At 72.0% G+C, this 19,074-nt stretch carries 20 protein-coding genes; 14 read left to right on the plus strand and 6 right to left on the minus strand.

Annotation, left to right across the window (positions count from 1 at the left end):
* Nucleotides 1-3: 3 nt before the first annotated feature.
* From EOINJALH_RS11545 to EOINJALH_RS11585, 9 genes are all read left to right on the plus strand, one after another.
* Nucleotides 4-378, plus strand: coding sequence for a DUF2946 domain-containing protein (locus tag EOINJALH_RS11545; protein ID WP_088280507.1), 375 nt, complete (start codon nucleotides 4-6; stop codon nucleotides 376-378).
* A 250-nt stretch (nucleotides 379-628) separates the two neighbouring features.
* Nucleotides 629-784, plus strand: a complete 156-nt coding sequence (locus EOINJALH_RS32715) for a hypothetical protein (protein WP_234413797.1) — start codon at nucleotides 629-631, stop codon at nucleotides 782-784.
* Entirely contained in the window at nucleotides 781-1,341 is a 561-nt protein-coding gene (locus EOINJALH_RS11550; protein ID WP_144289982.1) for a copper uptake system-associated protein, read from the plus strand. The genes EOINJALH_RS32715 and EOINJALH_RS11550 overlap by 4 nt, the downstream gene beginning before the upstream one ends.
* A gap of 52 nt (nucleotides 1,342-1,393) precedes the next feature.
* Nucleotides 1,394-2,395, plus strand: a complete 1,002-nt coding sequence (locus EOINJALH_RS11555) for a hemin ABC transporter substrate-binding protein (RefSeq protein ID WP_234413798.1) — start codon at nucleotides 1,394-1,396, stop codon at nucleotides 2,393-2,395.
* A 146-nt stretch (nucleotides 2,396-2,541) separates the two neighbouring features.
* Nucleotides 2,542-2,994 (plus strand): copper chaperone PCu(A)C, encoded by a 453-nt coding sequence (locus EOINJALH_RS11560; RefSeq protein WP_088280510.1) that lies wholly within the window; start codon nucleotides 2,542-2,544, stop codon nucleotides 2,992-2,994.
* Between the two features lie 171 nt (nucleotides 2,995-3,165).
* Nucleotides 3,166-3,570 carry a DUF2946 domain-containing protein gene (locus EOINJALH_RS11565; RefSeq protein WP_158219730.1) on the plus strand — a complete coding sequence of 135 codons (405 nt, stop codon included), beginning with the start codon at nucleotides 3,166-3,168 and terminating at the stop codon, nucleotides 3,568-3,570.
* 141 nt (nucleotides 3,571-3,711) lie between these two features.
* On the plus strand, nucleotides 3,712-6,135 hold the full coding sequence (locus EOINJALH_RS11570) for a TonB-dependent receptor (RefSeq protein WP_088280512.1): 2,424 nt from the start codon (nucleotides 3,712-3,714) through the stop codon (nucleotides 6,133-6,135).
* Between the two features lie 1,342 nt (nucleotides 6,136-7,477).
* Complete coding sequence (locus tag EOINJALH_RS11580) at nucleotides 7,478-7,987, plus strand: hypothetical protein (protein WP_088280513.1); 510 nt, start codon at nucleotides 7,478-7,480, stop codon at nucleotides 7,985-7,987.
* A gap of 226 nt (nucleotides 7,988-8,213) precedes the next feature.
* Nucleotides 8,214-9,362 carry an alpha/beta hydrolase gene (locus EOINJALH_RS11585; protein ID WP_310732302.1) on the plus strand — a complete coding sequence of 383 codons (1,149 nt, stop codon included), beginning with the start codon at nucleotides 8,214-8,216 and terminating at the stop codon, nucleotides 9,360-9,362.
* 84 nt (nucleotides 9,363-9,446) lie between these two features.
* Here the strand turns inward: EOINJALH_RS11585 and EOINJALH_RS11590 are convergent, their stop codons facing one another.
* Nucleotides 9,447-10,808: a serine hydrolase gene (locus tag EOINJALH_RS11590; protein WP_088280514.1), complete on the minus strand. Its 1,362-nt coding sequence runs from the start codon at nucleotides 10,806-10,808 to the stop codon at nucleotides 9,447-9,449.
* Between the two features lie 48 nt (nucleotides 10,809-10,856).
* A complete protein-coding gene (locus EOINJALH_RS11595) occupies nucleotides 10,857-11,180 on the minus strand; it encodes a hypothetical protein (protein ID WP_088280515.1) in 324 nt (107 codons plus the stop codon).
* Between the two features lie 86 nt (nucleotides 11,181-11,266).
* Here EOINJALH_RS11595 and EOINJALH_RS11600 point away from each other — a divergent pair, with 86 nt between their 5' ends.
* Entirely contained in the window at nucleotides 11,267-12,625 is a 1,359-nt protein-coding gene (locus EOINJALH_RS11600) for a serine hydrolase (RefSeq protein ID WP_088280516.1), read from the plus strand.
* A gap of 93 nt (nucleotides 12,626-12,718) precedes the next feature.
* Here EOINJALH_RS11600 and EOINJALH_RS11605 read toward each other — a convergent pair whose 3' ends face one another.
* Nucleotides 12,719-13,216 carry a hypothetical protein gene (locus EOINJALH_RS11605; protein ID WP_144289983.1) on the minus strand — a complete coding sequence of 166 codons (498 nt, stop codon included), beginning with the start codon at nucleotides 13,214-13,216 and terminating at the stop codon, nucleotides 12,719-12,721.
* Nucleotides 13,217-13,387: 171 nt separating this feature from the next.
* The gene (locus EOINJALH_RS11610) at nucleotides 13,388-13,942 is read right to left on the minus strand and encodes a hemerythrin domain-containing protein (protein WP_088280518.1); all 555 of its coding nucleotides are present in this window, start codon (nucleotides 13,940-13,942) and stop codon (nucleotides 13,388-13,390) included.
* Nucleotides 13,943-14,169: 227 nt separating this feature from the next.
* Here EOINJALH_RS11610 and EOINJALH_RS11615 point away from each other — a divergent pair, with 227 nt between their 5' ends.
* The gene (locus EOINJALH_RS11615) at nucleotides 14,170-15,078 is read left to right on the plus strand and encodes an aminotransferase class IV (RefSeq protein WP_088280519.1); all 909 of its coding nucleotides are present in this window, start codon (nucleotides 14,170-14,172) and stop codon (nucleotides 15,076-15,078) included.
* 44 nt (nucleotides 15,079-15,122) lie between these two features.
* Entirely contained in the window at nucleotides 15,123-15,689 is a 567-nt protein-coding gene (locus EOINJALH_RS11620) for a DUF3617 domain-containing protein (protein ID WP_234413799.1), read from the plus strand.
* A gap of 25 nt (nucleotides 15,690-15,714) precedes the next feature.
* Here EOINJALH_RS11620 and ybaK read toward each other — a convergent pair whose 3' ends face one another.
* Nucleotides 15,715-16,203: a Cys-tRNA(Pro) deacylase gene (gene ybaK, locus EOINJALH_RS11625; RefSeq protein WP_088280520.1), complete on the minus strand. Its 489-nt coding sequence runs from the start codon at nucleotides 16,201-16,203 to the stop codon at nucleotides 15,715-15,717.
* A gap of 186 nt (nucleotides 16,204-16,389) precedes the next feature.
* Between ybaK and EOINJALH_RS11630 the strand changes: the two genes are divergently transcribed.
* Complete coding sequence (locus tag EOINJALH_RS11630; RefSeq protein WP_144289984.1) at nucleotides 16,390-16,764, plus strand: hypothetical protein; 375 nt, start codon at nucleotides 16,390-16,392, stop codon at nucleotides 16,762-16,764.
* Entirely contained in the window at nucleotides 16,761-17,219 is a 459-nt protein-coding gene (locus EOINJALH_RS11635; protein WP_088280522.1) for a hypothetical protein, read from the plus strand. Before EOINJALH_RS11630 ends, EOINJALH_RS11635 begins: the two co-directional genes overlap by 4 nt.
* Nucleotides 17,220-17,223: 4 nt before the next feature.
* Here the strand turns inward: EOINJALH_RS11635 and EOINJALH_RS33320 are convergent, their stop codons facing one another.
* A complete protein-coding gene (locus tag EOINJALH_RS33320; RefSeq protein ID WP_310732303.1) occupies nucleotides 17,224-18,945 on the minus strand; it encodes a methyl-accepting chemotaxis protein in 1,722 nt (573 codons plus the stop codon).
* Nucleotides 18,946-19,074: the final 129 nt, after the last annotated feature.

Genomic DNA, 19,074 nt, shown 5'->3' on the forward strand with positions numbered 1-19,074 from the left:
GCCATGACGCCGCCGAACCTGCGCCACCGCCGAACCTCCTGGGTGACCCTGGTCACCCTGGTGCTGGCCACGCTGGCGCCGGCCGTCTCGCATTCGCTGTCGCGCGTGCGGGCCGCGGCAGCGCCGTGGGACGAGGTCTGCACCACCCGCGGCAATACGCACAAGGGCTTCGGCGGCCCCGGCCCGGTGGCGCCGCTGGGCCACCACTGTGCCTTCTGCGCCACCCATGGCGGCGCGCTCGGCCCGCCACCCGCCCTGGTGGGCTCGGTCGATGCCCCCGCCCTGTCGCTGGCCTTGACGCTGCGCGCCCTGTCGGCCCCCAGCGTCCAGGCCGCCTGGTCGTCTGCCCAGCCGCGCGCGCCGCCCTGGGCCGGCTGACCTCCGCCCCGAGACAGTCGAGCGACCGCACGGCAAGCTGCCGGCGCGCGCTCGCCGGTCGACGCAGGCGCGGGGCAGGACGACGCACGGACGCACTCGCACTCACACGCTCTCGGCTCCGTCCGTCGCCTGCACCGCCCAGCGGTCCACCGCCCGAACACGGCACCACGCCCGACGGGGTGCCCCAAAAACAGACCGCCCGCCGTGCCCGACCTGCAGGCCCGCCGCGGGCCCCACCGAGCCCGCACCCATGCGACCGATTTTCCTTGCCCTGGTGCCTGGCAGCGCCGTGTCGGCCATGCGCTTCGAGGCGCTGGCCCGAACGACCGCCTCGAAACGTTGTCGAATCCCGGCCGAACGGATGCGGTCGGACGGCGTCGAGGACAGCGAAAGTCCGCTGGCATGACACTGCGACCAATCCCTTCCATCTGGCTCGATATCGCCGTATTCGCGATCTCGGTGCTGCTGCTGACAGCCACCATCCTGCCGCGCACCGGCACGGCCACCGACCACGCCTTCGCCGATGCCATCCGCGACGTGCTGATGGACAGCTTCGACAAGCCCGAGGCCCGCCTGACCGTGGCACCGATCGCGGTGATCGGCATCCACGGGCTGGCCGGCTGGACGCAGGGCGACCGCGGTGGCCGCGCGCTGCTGCGCCGCAGCGGCCACGGCTGGGTGGTGGTGGCCTGCGGTGGCGACGGACTGAAGGAACTCGACGTGCTGCGCGACGCCGGCCTGCCGGCGGTCGACGCGGTGGCGCTGGTCAGGGCCATGGACGTGGCCGAGGCCCGCCTGCCGGCCGAGCAGCGCGCGCTGTTCTCCACCTTCGACGGGCTGCTGCGCCTCGATGGCCCCCCTGGCCATGCAGGCGCGCATGGGGCCCACCCGGCGGCGCCGGCCGCATCGGCGCCCAACAGCCATCCGGCGTCGGCGCCCCGGCATCAGCTGCACCGGCATTGAGCGGCAAAAGGCTCGCCTTCGGATGACATCAGCTTCAAAGCCCCACGCTGCGATGACGCACACCCCACGCACCAAAGCCGACTGGGCGCCCGGTGGAGGCGACGCGGCATCGCCCGTCGCGGCGGGCCGAGCGCCGGCCACCGGCCGCACCACCCGGACGGCCGCCCACGGGGGCCTGGGCCGTGCCGGCGCTGCCTCGGGCGGCCTGGCACGACGGCAAGCCCTGTGCGCACTCGCCGTGGGGCTCGTGCCCGCGACGGCCCGGCCGGCCACAGGTCGGCTGGTCGTCACCGACGGGGGCCTGGCCGAGATCGTGGTGGCACTCGGTGGCGCGCACCTGCTCGTGGCCGTGGGCCACGATGCCGATCACCTCGCCGAACTTTCCCCGGTGCCGCGCTTGCCCGAGATGCCAGAGCCGTCGGCCGATCCACTGTTGGCCGCCGACCCCACCCGGGTGGTGATCGGCGCCGAATGGGCCACCCCCCGGACCTTGGACGAGCTGCACCAGGCGGGCGTCCGGGTTCACGTGGTCGACAGCGAACCCACCGCGGCGGGCGTTGCACGCCGCATCCGCATCGTCGCTGCCATGCTGCAGAAGTCGGCCGAAGGCGAGGCCCTGGTGGCCCGGTTCCAGCGCGACATGCAAGGGGTGGCCCGGCTGATCGCCCGCGTGCCCCGGCGGCCACGCGCCCTGTTCGTGCGGGCTGTTGAGCGCGAGCCCCTGCGAGTGGCCGGCCATCGCAACGCGATGTCGGCGCTGCTCGGCCTGCTGGGCACCGACAACGTGGCCGGTGCCTTCGACGGCTTCGAGCCCATGGGCCGGCAGGCCATGATCGCCGCGGCGCCCGAGTTCATCCTGACCAACCCGGCGGGCACGGCCGCCCAGGACGGCCTGCCACTGGCGCTGCACGCGCCCGGCGCCCTGGAAACCCCGGCCGGCCGCGGCCAGCGCCTGATCGTGGTGCACGGGCCCGATCTGCACGGCATCGGCCTGCACACGCCTCGGGGCATCCGCCGGCTCGGCCGGCAACTCCACCCGACGATCTTCGCGTGAGTTGCCCCCACGTCACCTTCCCCGCCCGCCTGCGCCCGGTCAACCGCCGCCGCGCTGCGCCAGTTAACCTCCTGGATGCGCCCCGCCTGGCAGGTGGCCGTGCACCCTTCCCTGCCCAACCTGCCGTTCACACAAAGACCATTGCCATGTCGCTGCTCCGCTCCCTCGTCGCCCTGGCCGTCGCCGGCACCACCTTGTCTGCACTGGCCCAGACCACCGTCACCGAACCCTGGGTGCGCGGCACCGTGGTGCAGCAGAAGGCCACCGGCGCCTTCATGCAACTCACCTCGGCCCAGGGCGGCAAGCTGGTCTCGGCGTCGTCGCCGGCCGCCGGCGTGGTCGAGATCCACGAGATGGTGATGGAAGCCAACGTGATGAAGATGCGGGCCGTCCCCGGCCTCGAACTGCCGGCCGGCAAGGCCGTCGAGCTCAAGCCCGGTGGCTATCACGTGATGTTGATGGACCTGAAAGCGCCGTTGGCCGCCGGCCAGTCGGTGCCGCTGACGCTGGTCGTCGAGGGCAAGGACGGCAAGCGCGAGACGATCGCCGTGAACGCCCCCGTCAAGGCCCTGGGCGGCATGGGCGCACCGAAGCCTTGACGCCAGCCCCCGCGCGGGACAGGTGCGGCCCCTGCGCAGCACCTAGCCCCGTGCGGTTCGCGCGCGGCACCGGCACAGCCCTGCCACGGCATTTGCGCGCGGCATCCTGAGGCAATCGGTCGCACCCGTCCGTGGGTCCGGCCAGGGGGGTCGCCACCCTAGAATCAAATGGTGACAATCTTTCGCCGCCACCGCCGCGCATGGGCCTGGATCGCGCTGTTCGCGCTCCTGGGCCTGTCGCTGGCGCCGACGCTGTCGCATGCGCTGGCGCTGTCAGCGTCGCACGAGCCCTGGCACCAGATCTGCACGGCCCATGGGCCCGAGCCGTCGGCCGCCGCCGCGGGCGCGCCCACACCGCAGCCCGCCCACGGCGACCCGCTCGCCCACCTCGAGCACTGTCCGTTCTGCGCCCTCGGCGGCGTGGCCCCCCTGCTGCCCACGCCGGCCGGTGCCGGACTGCCGGTGGTCGAGGCGGCGGACGCCTGCCCGACCGAACCGGGCGCACTGCCTGCACGCCAGGTGGCCTGGCGCGCCGCGCCAGCCCGCGCGCCACCGCTGGGGTCCACCCACCGCTGACGCTCCGCGGCCGCCGGCCTGACGCCGGCACGGCCGCGCCCTGGACCCCACGCCCTGGCCCCCGACGGGCCTGCCGCCCGAAGCGCGGCAACCGGGCGTCGGCACGCCCGCCATGGCGTGCCCATCGCAACGAGGTTTCCCATGTCGTATTCCCACGAGCCCCGGCATTCGGCGCTGGCCGCCGCCTGCCTGTGCACGATCCACCTGGCCGCCCTGGCACAGACCGCGCCCGCCACCGATGTCACCACCCTGGCCCAGGCCCCGCTGGCCGCGGCCGCCGACGGCGTGGTGGTCGTCACCGGTGCGCGCACCGCCGCACCGGCGGCCCGCGTCCCATCCACCGTCGAATCGGTCGGCGCGCAGGACATCGCCGAGAACATCAACACCGTCACCAGCGCCGGTGCGCTGCAGTACCTGCCCAGCACCCATGTGCGCGAGCGCTACATCGGCGACCGCAACGGCATCCTGGTGATGCGCGTCAACAGCTCCACCTCCAGTGCGCAGACCACCGTCTACGCCGACGGGCTGCTGCTGTCCAACTTCCTCAACAACAGCTTCTCCACCGCGCCGCGCTGGGGCATGGTGTCGCCCGACGAGATCGAGCGCATCGACATCCTCTACGGCCCGTTCTCGGCGCTGTACCCCGGCAATTCGGCCGGCGGTGTGGTGAACATGAGCACGCGCACGCCGACGAAGTTCGAGGCCCACGTCAAGTTCGACCTCTTCACCCAGCGCTTCAAGGAATACGGCACCAACGACCGCTTCAGTGGCGGCCACGCCAGCGCCTCGCTCGGCAACGCGGTGGGCAACCTGTCCTACTGGCTCACGCTGGACCACCTGGACAACCAGGGCCACCCGCAGACCTTCGGCAACACCGTGGCCAAGACCGGCGCGCCGGCCGCCGCGGGCACCTTCACCGACGTCAGCGGCTCGGCTGTCTACCGCGACATCGACACGGCCGGTCGGCCGCGCATCATCGTCAGCACCACCGGCATCGACCACACCGTGCAGGACCAGGCCAAGCTGAAGCTGGGCTACCGCTTCTCGCCCGCGCTGAGCGCCACCTACACGCTGGGCTACTGGCAGAACTCGTCCGAAGGCTCGGTGGACAGCTACCTGCGCGACACCCAGGGGCGCACCGTGTGGAATGCCGGGGCGGCCCTGGCCAACCCGTTCAAGTTCGTGCGCATCGACGGCGCCGACTACACCGTGTCGACCGCCGCCCCCAGCCGCAGCCGCAGCGAGCACTGGATGCACGGCCTGGCCGTCAAGACGGCCACCGGTGGCGCCTGGGACGGCGAGCTGATCGCCAGCCTGTACGACCAGCAGAAGGACCTCTCGCGCACCGCCACGCCCACCAACGGATTCGATTCGGGCGAAGGCGAGGTGCGCCCCGGTGGCCAGCTCACCGACGCGTCGGGCACCGGCTGGCACAACATCGACCTGCGCGGCACCTGGCGCAGCAACGGCGGCGGCGCGCCGGCGCACACGCTGAGCTTCGGCCTGCACCACGACCGCTACGAGTTGTCGTCGGTGACCTACGGCACCGCCGCCGCGCCCATCGCCGACTGGCTGACCAGCACCACCGGCACGCTCAACACCAATTCGTTCGGCAAGACGCAGACGCGCGCCGTCTACCTGCAGGACGAATGGGCGCTGGCGCCGCACTGGACGCTGGTGGTCGGCGGCCGGCAAGAGTGGTGGAAGGCCTTCGACGGCAGCAACTTCAACGCCGGCAGCGCCGCCGCCCAGCGGCAACTGAACTACGGCGACCGCAGCTATTCGCACTTCTCGCCCAAGCTGCACCTGGCCTGGCAGACCACGCCGACGCTGGCGCTGCGGGCCTCGTTCGGCAAGGGCGTGCGCTACCCGACGGTGGCCGAGATGTTCCAGACCTTCAACGGCCCCAACAACATCCGCACCAACGACCCCAACCTGCAGCCCGAGCAGGTGCGCTCGTCCGAATGGGTGGTGCAGAAGCAGTTCAATGACCTGATGCTGCGCGGCTCGTACTTCTACGAGGACAAGCGCGACGCGCTGATCTCGCAGACCGACGTCACCGTCACCCCCAACATCTCGAGCATCCAGAACGTCGACAAGGTGCGCACCCAGGGCGTCGAGATCGCCTGGCAGGCCAGCAACCTGGGCTGGCGCGGCTTCGACCTCAACGGCAGTGTCACCTACGCCCATTCGCTGATCATCGAGAACCGCCGCAACCCGGGCCTCGAAGGCACGGTGCAGCCGCGCATCCCCGACTGGCGCGCCACGCTGGTGGGCACCTGGCACGTCAACGACGCGGCCACCGCCAGCCTCAGCTACCGCTTCAGCGGCCGACAGCACAATGCGCTGTTCAACACGGCGACGAAGCAGTACAACGACCCCAACCCGAACGTCTACGGCGCCGTCAGCCATTACAGCGTGTTCGACGCCAAGCTATCGTACAAGCTGGGGCCGCAGTGGACCACCTCGCTGGGCGTCAACAACCTCGGCAACTTCAAGTACTACGTGAACCCGAACCCCTACCCGCAGCGCACCTGGTTCGCCAGCCTGAGGTACGACCTGTGAGACCGGCCCGTCGGCGCGCCGGAGCGCCCCGATGAACGCCCGCCGATGGGCCGCGGCGGCGCTGCTGGCGCTGGCACTGCCGGCGTGGGCGCAGTCGGCCGCGCCGGCGCCAGACCAGCCCGCCGCGCCGGCGCGGCCACCCACNGCGAGAAGGCCGCGCCAGCCGCCAAGAGGCGCCCGCCGCCGCTGGCGATGGGCGCGGCCTTCTCGCCGGCGGGCGAGCTGTGGATCGTCGCGCTCGATGCGCAGCAGCGCCTGTTCGTGCAGACCAGCGCCGACGAGGGCCGGCAGTGGTCTGCGCCGCGCACGCTCGACACCGGCGCCGACCGGATCGCCGCCGACGGCGAGAACCGCCCCAAGCTGGCCTTCGGGCCCAAGGGCCAGGCGGTGATCACCTACACCGAGCCGCTGGCGCGGCCCTACACCGGGCAGATCCGCATGCTGCGCTCGGACGACGGCGGGCGCAGCTTCTCGGCCCCGTTCACCGTGCACCAGGACCGGCAGCTCATCACGCACCGCTTCGAGTCGGTGGCCTTCGACGGCCAGGGCACGCTGCACACCTTGTGGATCGACAAGCGCGACCTCGAGGCGCAGTCGCGCCGCGCGGCACCCGACGCGCAGACCGCACCGCCCGCGTCCGCGCCGGTGGCCCACGCCTCGCACGCGGCCAGCAGTGGCATGGCCGGACGGCGCCAGCGCGCCGCCTCCGACTACCGCGGCGCCGCCATCTACCGCAACGAGTCGCGCGACGGCGGCAAAACCTTCGGCCCCGACACCAAGCTGGCCGACCACAGCTGCGAGTGCTGCCGCATCGCGCTGGCACCCGCGCCCGACGGCTCGCTGGTGGCGCTGTGGCGCCACGTGTTCGCCCCCAACCAGCGCGACCATGGCTTCGCGCCGCTGTCGGCCGCCGCGGCGGCCGAGCCGGTGCGCGCCACCTTCGACCGCTGGGCCCTCGACGCCTGCCCGCACCACGGCCCGGGCCTGGCCCCCGCCGCCGGTGGCGGCTACCACGCGGTGTGGTTCGGCGAGCGCGCCGGCGAATCGCGCGTGCGCTACGGCCGCCTGAAACCGGACGGCTCGCCCGACGGCGAGGCGCAAGCGCTGCCCGACGAGCGCGCCGAGCACGCGGCGGTGCTGAGTGTGGGCCCCACCCTGGCCATCGCCTGGCGCAGCTTCGACGGCCAGGCCACCCGCTGGCGCGCCTGGCTGTCGCGCGACGACGGCCGCAGCTTCGCGCTGCGCGAACTGGGCCACACCACCGACGACAACGACCACCCGCTGCTGGCCAGTCAAGCCGGCCGGATCTATGCGCTGTGGCGCACCACCCAGGGGGTTCGCGTTGAACGCATCGCCACGCCGTGACCTGGGCGCCGCGGCGCGCCTGCTTGCCGCCCTGGCCTGTGCCGGCGCCTGCCTGACGGCCAGCGCCGCGCCCCGCAGCGTCGAGGCCTTCGAGCCCGGCACCTGGGCCGCGCTGCAGGCCGGCCTGACGCAGCCGACGGCGGTGGTCTTCTCGACCACCGACTGCGCCCACTGCCCCGCCGCCATCGACAAGCTCACGCAGGCCCTGCGCGACCGCAAGGCCAAGGCCGCCACGATCGTGGTGGTGATGGACGTGGCCCCGGGTGACGACGACGACGGGCTGGTCAGGCACCCGCACCATGCCCAGGTGGACCGCGTGTTCGCCTTCTCGGGCCAAGCTGCCGCACTGCGCCACGGCGTCGAGCCGCGCTGGCGCGGCGTCACGCCCTACGTGATGCTGCTGCGCCCGCGGTCGCCCGCCCGCGCCGTCACCGGCCCGCCGTCGGCGGCCGACATCGACGCCTGGCTGAAGCCCGCCGAGCGCTGACGCCGGGCCGATGCGCCGAGGGGTCGTCCCACCCCGGCGCCGGCGCACCCGACCCCTCGCCGACCGCATGGCCGGCAACGAGGCACACCCGCGGCCTCGTCCCGCGTCGAGGCGCCACCGTCCGCTGCCGCACGGACGGTGACCCCTCCACGGGCCTAAGGTCGGTCGATCGTTCACGGTGCCAGCCGCCCGAACGTTCCATCGCCACCTCGTTCGGGAGAGACACATGAACCCATCCACCACCACGACGCCCAGCACCAAACGGCCCGACCGCGACCTCGCCGAGCAGGCCGTCCCCGGCCACGGCATCCCGTCGCAGGACCCGGATCCCGAGGCACAGGTGCGGCTGGAACCCGAGGAAGCCGAACGCGAGGCCAATTCGGCGCTGATGGGCGGCGGCGTGGTGGCCGGCATGGCCGCGGGCGCCGCCGTCGGTGTCATGGTGGCCGGACCGGTGGGCGTGGTGGTCGGCGGCACGCTGGGAGCCGTTGCCGGCGCGCTGGGCGGCGCCGCCGCGGGTGGTGCAATGGCGAACCAGGACAGTCCGAGCGCTGCCGACGAGGCGACCGCGGGCGCGGTGCGCCTGCACATCGACGACAGCGGCGGCGGCGGCCGACCGGTGGTGCTGATCCACGGCTGGCCCCTGTCGGCCCAGGCCTGGGAGCCGCAGGTGTCGGCGCTGCAGGCCGCCGGCTATCGCGTGGTGGCCTACGACCGCCGGGGCTTCGGCCGGTCGGACAAGCCGGCATCGGATTACAGCTACGACACGCTGGCCGACGACCTGCAGCGCGTCATGGCGCAATGCGGGCTCGAGGACGCCACGCTGGTGGGCTTCTCGATGGGCGGCGGCGAAGTGGCACGCTACGTCTCGCGCTGCGGCCCATCGCGGCTGCGCAGCGTGGTGTTCGCGGCGGCCGTGCCGCCGTACCTGATGCAGACGGCCGACAACCCGGACGGGCCGCTCACGCCCGAGACCGCACAGGAAAAGAAGCAGGCGCTGCAGCAGGACCGCAGTGCCTATTTCGACCAGTTCACGCGCAGCTTCTACTCGGTCGACGGCACGCTGCAGGTCAGCGAATTGCAGCGCGCCGCAGCCGTCGCCCTGTGCGAGCAATCGGCCCAGCATGCGGCGCTGGCGTGCATGGACGCCTTCGCCACAACCGACTTCCGCGACGACCTGACACGGATGACGCTGCCCACGCTGGTGATCCATGGCGACGCCGACGCGATCGTGCCCATCGAAGGCTCGGGCCTGCGCACGCACCGGGCCGTGCCGCACAGCAAGCTGGTCACGGTGGCCGGTGCGCCGCACGGGCTGAACCTGTCGCACGCGGGGGCGTTCAATGAGGCCCTGCTGTCGTTCCTGCGGACCTGAACCGCCGCCACCGCAGCCCGTCGGCACGGTGGCGCAGGCCACGCCCGACAGCCAACCGCCGACCGCCGTCGGCCTCCTGCGGACCTACCGATCCTCGCCCGGGCCAATCCGGGCCGTCGGCGGCCCCGCGAGGAAGACGGCATCCCAGGTCAGGGTGGCCTGCCCCTGCGGATCCGCAGCGAATCGGAGGTAGGCGTCCAGCCCCGGCACGTAGTACACCCCGCGGGCCACAGGGAATCCCTGGTAATCCACGCGGCGGTGGCGCACCCGCAGTTGCTGGCCGTCGCGGTGCACGATCACGTCGCCGACGCCGCTCACGCGGTACCTGCCGGAGGGGTCTGCCACGGCATCCGGCACGGGCGGTGCGACCAGCCGCTCGGGGGCGCGACCCTCGGCAATCGCCACCAGGGCACGGGACAGTGCCGGCTGCAGCCACGATGGCGGGGCGTCGTTGGCGACCCAGGCGATCGACAGGTTCCGGGCATGATCGGCATAGCCGAAGCTGAAGAAGCCGTTGTGGCTGCCGGTGTAGTAGCGCCGCGTGCCGTCCGGCGACACGTACCAGCTGCCCAGCGAGATGCCGGTGGCGCGCCCGTCGTCGAGCCGTGCCGAGGCCAGGGCGGCCCGGGCAGTGGCGGCGCCGACGACCTCGGCGTAGCCGGCGACCCAGCGCTGCAGGTCGCGCGCCGAGAGGTAGAGGTTGGCGCCGCCGTGGAAGCCCTCGTGGTCGTGGGCATCGTGGTCCTTCCAGCCCTCGGCCGTGCGCCGGTAGCCCCTCGTGCGAGGCCCCTGCCAGTCCGCGAAGCGGGCGGGCCGCACGAACGCCGCCAGGCCCAGCGGCAGGCTGAAGCGCTCGGCGATGACGTCGGCATAGGCCTTGCCCGCGCGGCGTTCAATGACCATCGCGGCCACGTCGTAGGCCACGTTGTCGTAGGTGAAGGCGCTGCCGGGTTCGAAGTGGGGCACCGGCGCGTCGCGTGCCAGCAGCGCCAGGTGGCTGGCATTGGTGCGCGGCTGCCCCGGGCCGACGCGCTGGTCGAGCCAGTCGTAGTCGACGAGGCCGGCCGAGTGCGCCAGCAGGTGGCGCACCCGCGTCCGGGCGTGCGGAAACTCGGGCAGGATGTCGCGCACCGGCATGTCGAGGTCGACGCGTCCTTCGTTGGCCAGCATCAGCAGGGCCGCCGCGGTGAAGGTCTTCGCCATCGAGGCCCCATCGGTCGGGGTGTCCGGCGTGAACGGCCGTTGCCGCTCGACATCGGCCCAGCCAAAGCCGGCGGCGTACTCGACCGTGCCGCCGCGGCCCATGACCACGGCTCCCTGGAAGCGATGGCGCTGGACCAGTTCTCGCATCAACACGTCCGCACGCTCGGCGACGGGTGGCGGCGGCGACGCGCAGCCCGCCAGCGCCAGGGCTGCGACGAGCACGAACCCGCGGATCCCCATCATGCCGGCCCGTGATGGGCGCGCCGGACCTGCCGGGGCGGCCTGTGCCGCTCAGCCCTTGCGGCCGCCCGGCGGCGCGCTGAACAGCTTGGCCGCGCGGCCCTTCAGCTCGAGCAGTTCGCTCGGCGTGATCGAGTACTTGCGGCCGACCACGTCGACCTCGATGCGGAACTCGACTTCCTTGGTGCCGTTGCTCAGCGTGCCGCAGGTGAAGTCGTAGTCTTCGCTCTCGGCCGGGAAGCCTTCGGCCTCGAGGTTGTGCTCGCGGTAGCGCACGTCGAAGATCTCGCCGCTGGCCAGGTCGAGCATGCCGGTGCTCTCGACAACGGTTTCCGACAGTTCGTCGTGGATGACGATGGGCAGTTTCAGGTCCATGGCGCGCGCGTTTTCGGCCGCACTGGCGGCCCCTCGGGGTGGGCGCGGATGATGCCACACCACGGGGCTACCATCGCACCGATCGCATGAGAAATTCCCTCGCGCTGCCCCTGTGCATCGTCACGCTGCTGGCCGGCTGCGCCACCGCACCGCCCGGCCCGCCGACGCCCGCCCCCCGCACGGCCGGGGCGCTGGCCTGCGCCCCGGCACTCGAGCGCCGGCTCGCCGCCATTGCCGACGACCCCGAACTGCCGCTGGCAGGCCTGGCGGTGGTGGCGCTGCGAGACGGGCAGGTGCGCTTCCAGGCCGCCTTCGGTCGACGCTGGATCGACCCCGCGCAGCCCGGCACCGGACTGCCCCTGCGGCACGACACCCTGGTGCGCGTGGCCTCGGTGTCGAAGACGGTGACCGCACTCGGCGCCATGGCGCTGGTCGAGCAGGGCCTGCTGGACCTGGACGCTGACCTGGAACGCTATGTCGGAAGACCGGTGCGCAACCCCCGCCACCCCGACCAGCCGATCACCGTGCGCCAGCTGCTGTCGCACACGTCCACGCTGGGCGACGCGGCGGGCTACTTCTTCGAGCCGGAGGTGTCGGTGCTCGATCTGCTGCAGCGGCCCGAGGCCTGGCTGCCGCAGGGCCGGCCCGGCCAGTGGTTCGGCTACGCCAACCTCAACTGGACGGTGCTGGGCACGCTGATGGAACGCGTCACCGGCAAGCGCTTCGACCGCCTGATGGCGCAGCGGGTGCTGCGGCCGCTGGGCATCGACGGCGGCTACTTTCCGCCCGACTGGCACGCCGACGAACGGGCGCGCCTGGCCACGCTGTACCGCCGGCGCGACGGCGACGGCACCTGGCGCCCCGAGGGTGCCTGGCACCCGCAGAAGGACGATCTGCAGGGTGGCACCGAGCCGCCACCGCCCGACCTGGCCCGATGGGTGCCCGGCACCAACGCCAGCCCTTTCTCGCCCACCGGCGGCCTGCGCATCTCCACCGATGGCCTGGCCCGGCTGCTGGCCATGCTGCTGCGGCAGGGCCAGGGCCCCGGGCCCAGCGTGCCGGGCGCGGCGGCATTGGCACAGCGCCATGCGCTGCAGTGGCAGGCCAACGGCGCTGCGGGCGCCGAGGCAAGCAACGGCGACACCCAGGGCGGCCTGTTCCAGGCCTGGGGCCTGGGTGTGCAGCGCTTCACCGACCGATCGGCCCCGGGCTGGGGCGACCGTCTGGCACAGCGGGGCGGCCTCACCGGCTGGGGCCACCTGGGCGAGGCCTACGGCGCCTACACCGGCCTGTTCTACGACCCGGACAGCGGCCGGGCGATGGCCTGGGTGGTCACCGGTTTCGGCAACGACCCCGAACGCGAACGCGGCCGGTGGTCGGCGATGCACGGTGTCGAGGAGCGCATCACCGACGCGCTGGCCCGCTGTGTGCTCGACACGGAGTGAGGCCGGTGTGACCTGGCCCGGCGCAAGGTGGGCCGGTGTGAGGTGCGGCGGCGCGCAGGGGGGCCGGCCTGCGAAGGCCGGGCAGCCCGACGTTCAGGCGCGCGCGCGCACGAACGTGCCGCTGCTGTGCGCGAAGCGCGCTCGCAGCAGCTTGGCATGCACCGAGAAGCATTGCCCCTGGCGACGGCAGTCCACCACCTGGGCCAGCACGTCGATGCCGTCGTCGGTGATGCGGATGACCTGGTCCACCAGCACCTGTTGCTCGGCCAGCACACTGAGGCCGGTCATCGACAGGTCGCGCCAGCGCACCGGCACCGCCGACGCCCGCGGGTGCAACTGCATCTGCGCCAGATGGTCGCGCTGGCGGCGCATCGCACCGCGCCGGCCCTTGTTCTCGGACGACTGGCCGTCCGTCTCGAACGGCATGGCCAGCGGGCTGCCGCACGAGGCGCAGGCGCTGTCACCGTGCACCTGCGGCGGCCCGCCGCTGCCGCAGAACAGGCACAGCGTCAACGCAGCCTTCGGCGCATCGAAGCGGCTGGCGGGCGGCTCGTACAACGACAGGGCAAGGTCTTGGTGGGCAGTGGGCATGGCGGCGGTCTCGTCGGAGGCAACAGGCATCTGTTCACGGATATCGGCCTGCGAAGGCTGGACTTGAGGCCGGCCTGACGGCGGCTCCCACGCGCCCCGCCGCCCGCGCCATTCCCATGCAGCCGGCGCGCGGCCCGCCGCCCCGGTCGATCCTGCGAGAGGGTCCGACGATCAGATGCGGTGCCCGAACCGCTTCATCACGTCGGGCATCACGTGCCGCATGTGCATGGACACGCCCAGGGCGGCCAGGTGGTTGCTGTTGCGGCCCAGGATGGTCTGCGACAGCGGCAGGAAGTGCCGCTCTTCGAACGCGGCATGGGCCTGGTAGCGGATCACCAGGGCGTCGAGGGCGACCACGTCGACGTCGGCGTCCTGTCCCTTGGCGACGGCCTTGAGCGCGGGCTCCAGCAGCTCCCAAGCCGCTTCGACCTGTCGGTGCTCGCGCACCAGCTGGTCGACGATGGCCTGCACGGTGTCGCGCTCGTCGCCCTTTTGCGACGAGGCCAGCACGGCCGGGAACAGCTCGCGCTCTTCTTCCGCGTGGTGCTCGTAGACGGCCTCTCGGAAGAACCTCACCGTGTCGCCGGCGATCTTGCGCGCCAGCGCTGCGGGCTCCAGCAGCCCGGGCAGGCGAGCCATCTCGTTCAACTGGGCGACGATGCCGACGTGGCAGTTCGAGAAATCGTCGATCGGGTTGTCGTTGTCGGCACGGATGGGGATGCTCATCGGGGTCTCCTGTGCTCGGCCGATGGCCGAGCGGCATGGGGCGTGGGGCGCGGGTGCTCGCGATGCCGCAGGCTAAACGGCCTGCCGCCCCCCGGTCTTGACCATGGTCAAACCGGCGGCGTCGGCGGTGCCCAGGGCAAGCCACTCCCGCCAGCGCCGCCGACCCGGCGCGGCGGTGCTGAGGCAAGATCGCGTCCAGGTCACCCCCCATTTGCCCAGGAGCCACCATGCAGGGATGCGCATTCGTCGACGGTCACTACGTGGCGCCCGAGGACGCCAAGATCTCGGTCTTCGACTGGGGCTTCCTGCACTCGGACGCAACCTACGACGTGGCGCATGTCTGGCAGGGCCGGTTCTTCCGGCTCGACGACCACCTGGACCGCTTCGAGGCCAGCCTGCGGGCCCTGCGTCTGGACCCCGGGCTCACGCGTGCCCAGATGCGCCAGGTGATGCACGGCTGCGTGCAGCGCGCCGGCCTGCGCGACGCCTATGTCGAGCTGCTGTGCACCCGCGGCGTGCCGGCAGCCGGCTCGCGCGATCCGCGCACCTGCCGCAACCGCTTCATGGCCTTCGCGATCCCGTTCGTGTGGATCGCCGACCCCGACGCGCAGAAGCGCGGCCTCGACCTGGTGGTGGGCAGCCAGCAGCGCATCGCGGCCGGCAGCGTCGACCCGCGCGTCAAGAACTACCACTGGCTGGATTTCGTGATGGGCCTGTTCCAGGCCTACGACCGCGGCGGCGACACGGTGGTGTTGCTCGATGCCGCGGGCCATGTCACCGAGGGGCCGGGCTTCAACGTCTTTGCCGTGCTGGGCCGGGGCGCCGACGCGCGCATCGTGACGCCGGCGCGCGGCGTGCTGGAGGGCGTCTCGCGCCGCACGATGATCGAACTGGCGCATGGCATGGGCCTGCCGGTGGAGGTGCGCGACCTGGCGCTGGCCGAACTGCGCTCGGCCGACGAGATCTTCCTGTCGAGCACCGGCGGCGGCGCGATCGCGGTGCACCGCCTCGACGGCGTGCCGATCGGTGGCCGGGCGGCCGGCAACTTCGGGGCGGTGACGCGGCAGATGCAGGCCGCCTACTGGGCCCTGCACGACGACCCTCGGCTGACCGAGCCGGTGCGCGGCGCCGACTGACCTGGCGCAGCCACGGCGGCCACCCTGCGTGGCACACTGAACCGATGACATCACCGCGAAAGGTCAAGGCCATGAACACAGGCATGCGCATCGCCGCGGCCTCCCTGCTGCTGGGTGCAGTGGTCGGGGTGCAGGCCCAGAAGCTCAGCCCCGGGCTGTGGGAAAACACCACATCGATGAAGACCGCCGACGGCAAGATGGAAGCGGCCATGGCCCAGGCCCAGGCGCAGATGGCCAGCCTGCCGCCCGAGCAGCGCAAGATGATGCAGGACATGATGGCCAAGCAGGGCGTGGCGCTGGGCGACAAGGGCAACAGCATCCGCATCTGTCTGAGCAAGGAACAGGTCGAGCGTGACGAGATCCCGCAGGAAGCCGGCCAGTGCACCCGCCAGTCGATGACGCGCAGCGGCAACACCATGAAGTTCAAGTTCGCCTGCACCGGCGAGCGCCCCACCACTGGCGAGGGCGAGTACACGCTGGTCAGCGACAAGGCCTACACCGGCCGCACGGTGGTCAACACAACGGCCAAGGGCAAGACCGAGCAGATGACGATGACGGTGTCGGGCAAATGGCTGTCGGCCGACTGCGGGACGCTGAAGCCACGGCCGTGAGGCCCGGGCGGCGTCCTTGGGGCGCTCAGATGGCGCAGCTCACCGGCTGCGCGCCGAGGTGCTGCACCAGCACCTGCGGTGCGATGCCCACCAGGTAGCCGCGACGGCCGCCGTTGACGAGGATGCGCTCCAGCGCCATCACGCCCTGCTCCACGTACACCGGCATGGCCTTGCGCGTGCCGAAGGGCGAGGTGCCGCCGACCAGGTAGCCGCTGTGGCGCTGGGCAACGTCCGGCTTGCAGGGCTCCACCGCCTTGGCGCCGATGGCCCGCGCCAGGTTCTTGGTGCTGACCTGGCGGTCGCCGTGCATCAGCACGATGAGCGGCTCGGCGCGCTCGTTCTGCATCACCAGCGTCTTGACCACTGCGTGCTCGGGCCAGCCCAGCTGCCGTGCCGACTCGGCGGTGCCGCCGTGTTCGACGTAGTCGTACACATGCTCGGTGAACTCGACGCCGGCGGCGCGCAGTTGCTGCGTCGCGGGCGTTTCGCTGACATGCCTGTCCTTCTTGGCCATGCGGTGGCGGGTGGAGGTTGCGAAGGCTAGCAGTGTGCCGCAAGCCCCCGGGCCGTACCCCAGTCCGTTCAGGTCTAAAGGACTATTCAGCGCGGCCTGCCTATGGTGGCGCCTGTCGCTCGCGGCCGGATCGGCCAGCCCGCCGTGGCGACCCGATCGATCCTGAAAGGCCAGCGACCGCGCAGCATGTCCACACGACTGAAGATCCTCGGCATCAAGTACCGACATTTCATCCCGCTGGCCAGCTTCGACACGGCCGTGGCAAAGGCCCACCGCTTCGGCAGCGGCGCGAACGCCAGGATCACCCGCCATGCGGGCCAGGGCCTGGCCATCTGCGACCTGGGCAACCTCGAGATCGTCGGCTGCCACGACGACCTGCCAGACCACCTGCGCGGCGCATCGATGGTGCTCGAAGTGAGGGGCCTGCTCGAGCTGGCCGCCGACCTGACGGCCCAGGGCGGCTGCATCCTGCACGGCCCCGAGCCCACCGGCCAAGGCCTGAGCCTGCGCGTGCGCCACCGCAGTGGCGAGGTGGTCGACTACCTCGAACCCGTGGCATGACCGCGGGGCCGGAACCGATGGCCAAGGCCGCGCTGGCATGGGTGATGCAGGCCCGCGCGGTGCCCGTGGCGGGCACCGACCCGGCACGCCGGCAACAGGAGTGGATGCTTCGCTTCGCACCCCCGGGGGGCCCGGCCGAGGCTGTTGCAGACCACTGCAGGGAGATCGCCTACCTGGTCATCCAGGGGGTGGCGGCGCCGGCCCTGCGCGGTGTGCGGCTGCACGCGCCCGGCTCCGTCGGCCTCGAGATCGACAGCCTGTTGGACGCGCGCGGCGCCTTGATCCCTGCGGGAGAACTGGTCGATTCGATGGCCTGGGCCAGCGGCCTGCCCAGCATGATGATCGACAGCCGCGGCCGCGGCCTGCGCTGGGCCTCGACCACGGTCACCCTGCGCATCCAGAGCGATGGGCAGGACGGTGCAGAGCGCGCCTCGGTGACCGTGCTGGTGCAGTGACCGATCAGAAGGTTTCCCAGTCGGTGCCGTGGTCTGCCTGCGCGGCCGGTTCGGCGGCGCGGGGCTTGGCTGCCGATTCCGTGGCGCGGGGGGCCGCCGGCTTGGGTCGCGCCACCGGGGCGGCGCGCTCGGGTGCGCGGCGGGGCGCCGGTTCGTGGGCCAGTGCGGCACCCTGGACGAGGCGGAACACCGACACCGCCTGAACCAGTTGCTGGGCCTGCTGCTTCAGGCTCTCTGCGGCGGCAGCGCTTTCTTCCACCAGCGCGGCGTTCTGCTGGGTCACCTGGTCCATCTGCGACACGGCCTGGCCAACCTGGCCGACGCCGGCACTCTGCTCGGCACTGGCTGCGCTGATCTCGGCCACCATGTCGGTGACGCGCTTGATCGCACCGACGATCTCTTCCATCGTGCGCCCGGCCTCGCTGACCAGTGCGGTGCCCTTCTCGACCTGCTCGCCGCTGCTGGTGATCAGTGACTTGATCTCCTTGGCTGCTTCGGCGCTGCGCTGGGCCAGCGTGCGCACCTCGGCCGCCACCACCGCGAAGCCGCGGCCCTGCTCACCGGCGCGCGCGGCCTCGACCGCGGCGTTCAGCGCCAGGATGTTGGTCTGGAAGGCGATGCCGTCGATGACGTTGATGATGTCGGTGATCTTGCGGGCGCTGTCGTTGATGCCCTTCATGGTCTCGACCACCTGGCCGACCACGGCACCGCCCTTGGCGGCCACTTCCGAGGCGCCCAGCGCCAGCTGGTTGGCCTGCTTGGCACCGTCGGCGTTGTTGCGCACGGTGGCGCCCAGTTCGTCCATGGTGGCGGCCGTCTGCTGCAGCGCGCTGGCCTGCTCTTCGGTGCGCTGGCTGAGGTCTGTGTTGCCCTGCGCGATCTGGGCGCTGGCGGTGGCCACGCCCTCGGCATTGCCGCGCACGTTGCCGACGATGCCGGACAGCGAGGCCTGCATGCGCGCCATCGCGGCCACCACGCTGCCGGTGTCGCCGGGCAGCACGTGGATGTGGGTGCTGAGGTCGGAATCGGCGATCGACCGCGCCAATGCGGCCACGTCGGACGGTTCGCCGCCCAGTTCACGCACCAGGCTGCGCACCACCAACAGCGCCAGGCCCGCGGCCACGAGCGCCGTCACCAGCGCCGCGCCGATCAGCAGGTTGCGCGCCGCGGCATAGGAGGCTTGAGCTGCGTGGTACTGCTCGTCGCTGTTCTTGGCCTGCAGCGCGAGGTTCTCGTCGATCGCCTTCTGCCAGGCTTCGGTGGCCGGTGCGGCCTCCTTCATCAGCAGAGCCACAGCATCGGCTTCCTTGCCCGCGAGATCCAGTTCGAGGAACTTGTCGTTCAAGGGCCGCGCCTTGCGGGCCGCCTCGTCGACCGCCGCCCGCTTGGCCTTGCCGGCCTCACTGGCCGGGAACTTCTCGAGCTCCGCCCGGGCCTTGTCGTACACCGCGCGCATGTCGGCGAACTTCTTGCGCTGTTCAGCGCGCTGCGCATCGTCGGTCAGCAGCGCCACCGTGCGCATCACCCGCGTGACGATGTGCAGGGCCTCCGACATCTCCGTGTTCAAGTGCACCTTCACGTTGTTGTCGTTGACGATGTCGTCGAGGTTGGCCTGGATGGCCTGCAGCTTGAACAGGGCGATCCCGCTCGACAACATCGCCAGCAGCACGATCGCGCCGAAGGCAAGGAACAGTCGTGTGGACAGCCGCATGGATCGGTTGGGCATGGTGTCGCTTCTTTGGGTTGGTTGGGCGATGGTGGCAACAGGTCAGCGCAGGCTGCGGAGATCCGCCGCCGGCACGGGGGCGGCAGCGGAACATCCCGCCGACCCGTGGCCGGCGAGCCCTGCGGGGGC

The sequence above is a fragment of the Ideonella sp. A 288 genome (assembly GCF_002198735.1).
Classification (GTDB): domain Bacteria; phylum Pseudomonadota; class Gammaproteobacteria; order Burkholderiales; family Burkholderiaceae_C; genus Pseudaquabacterium.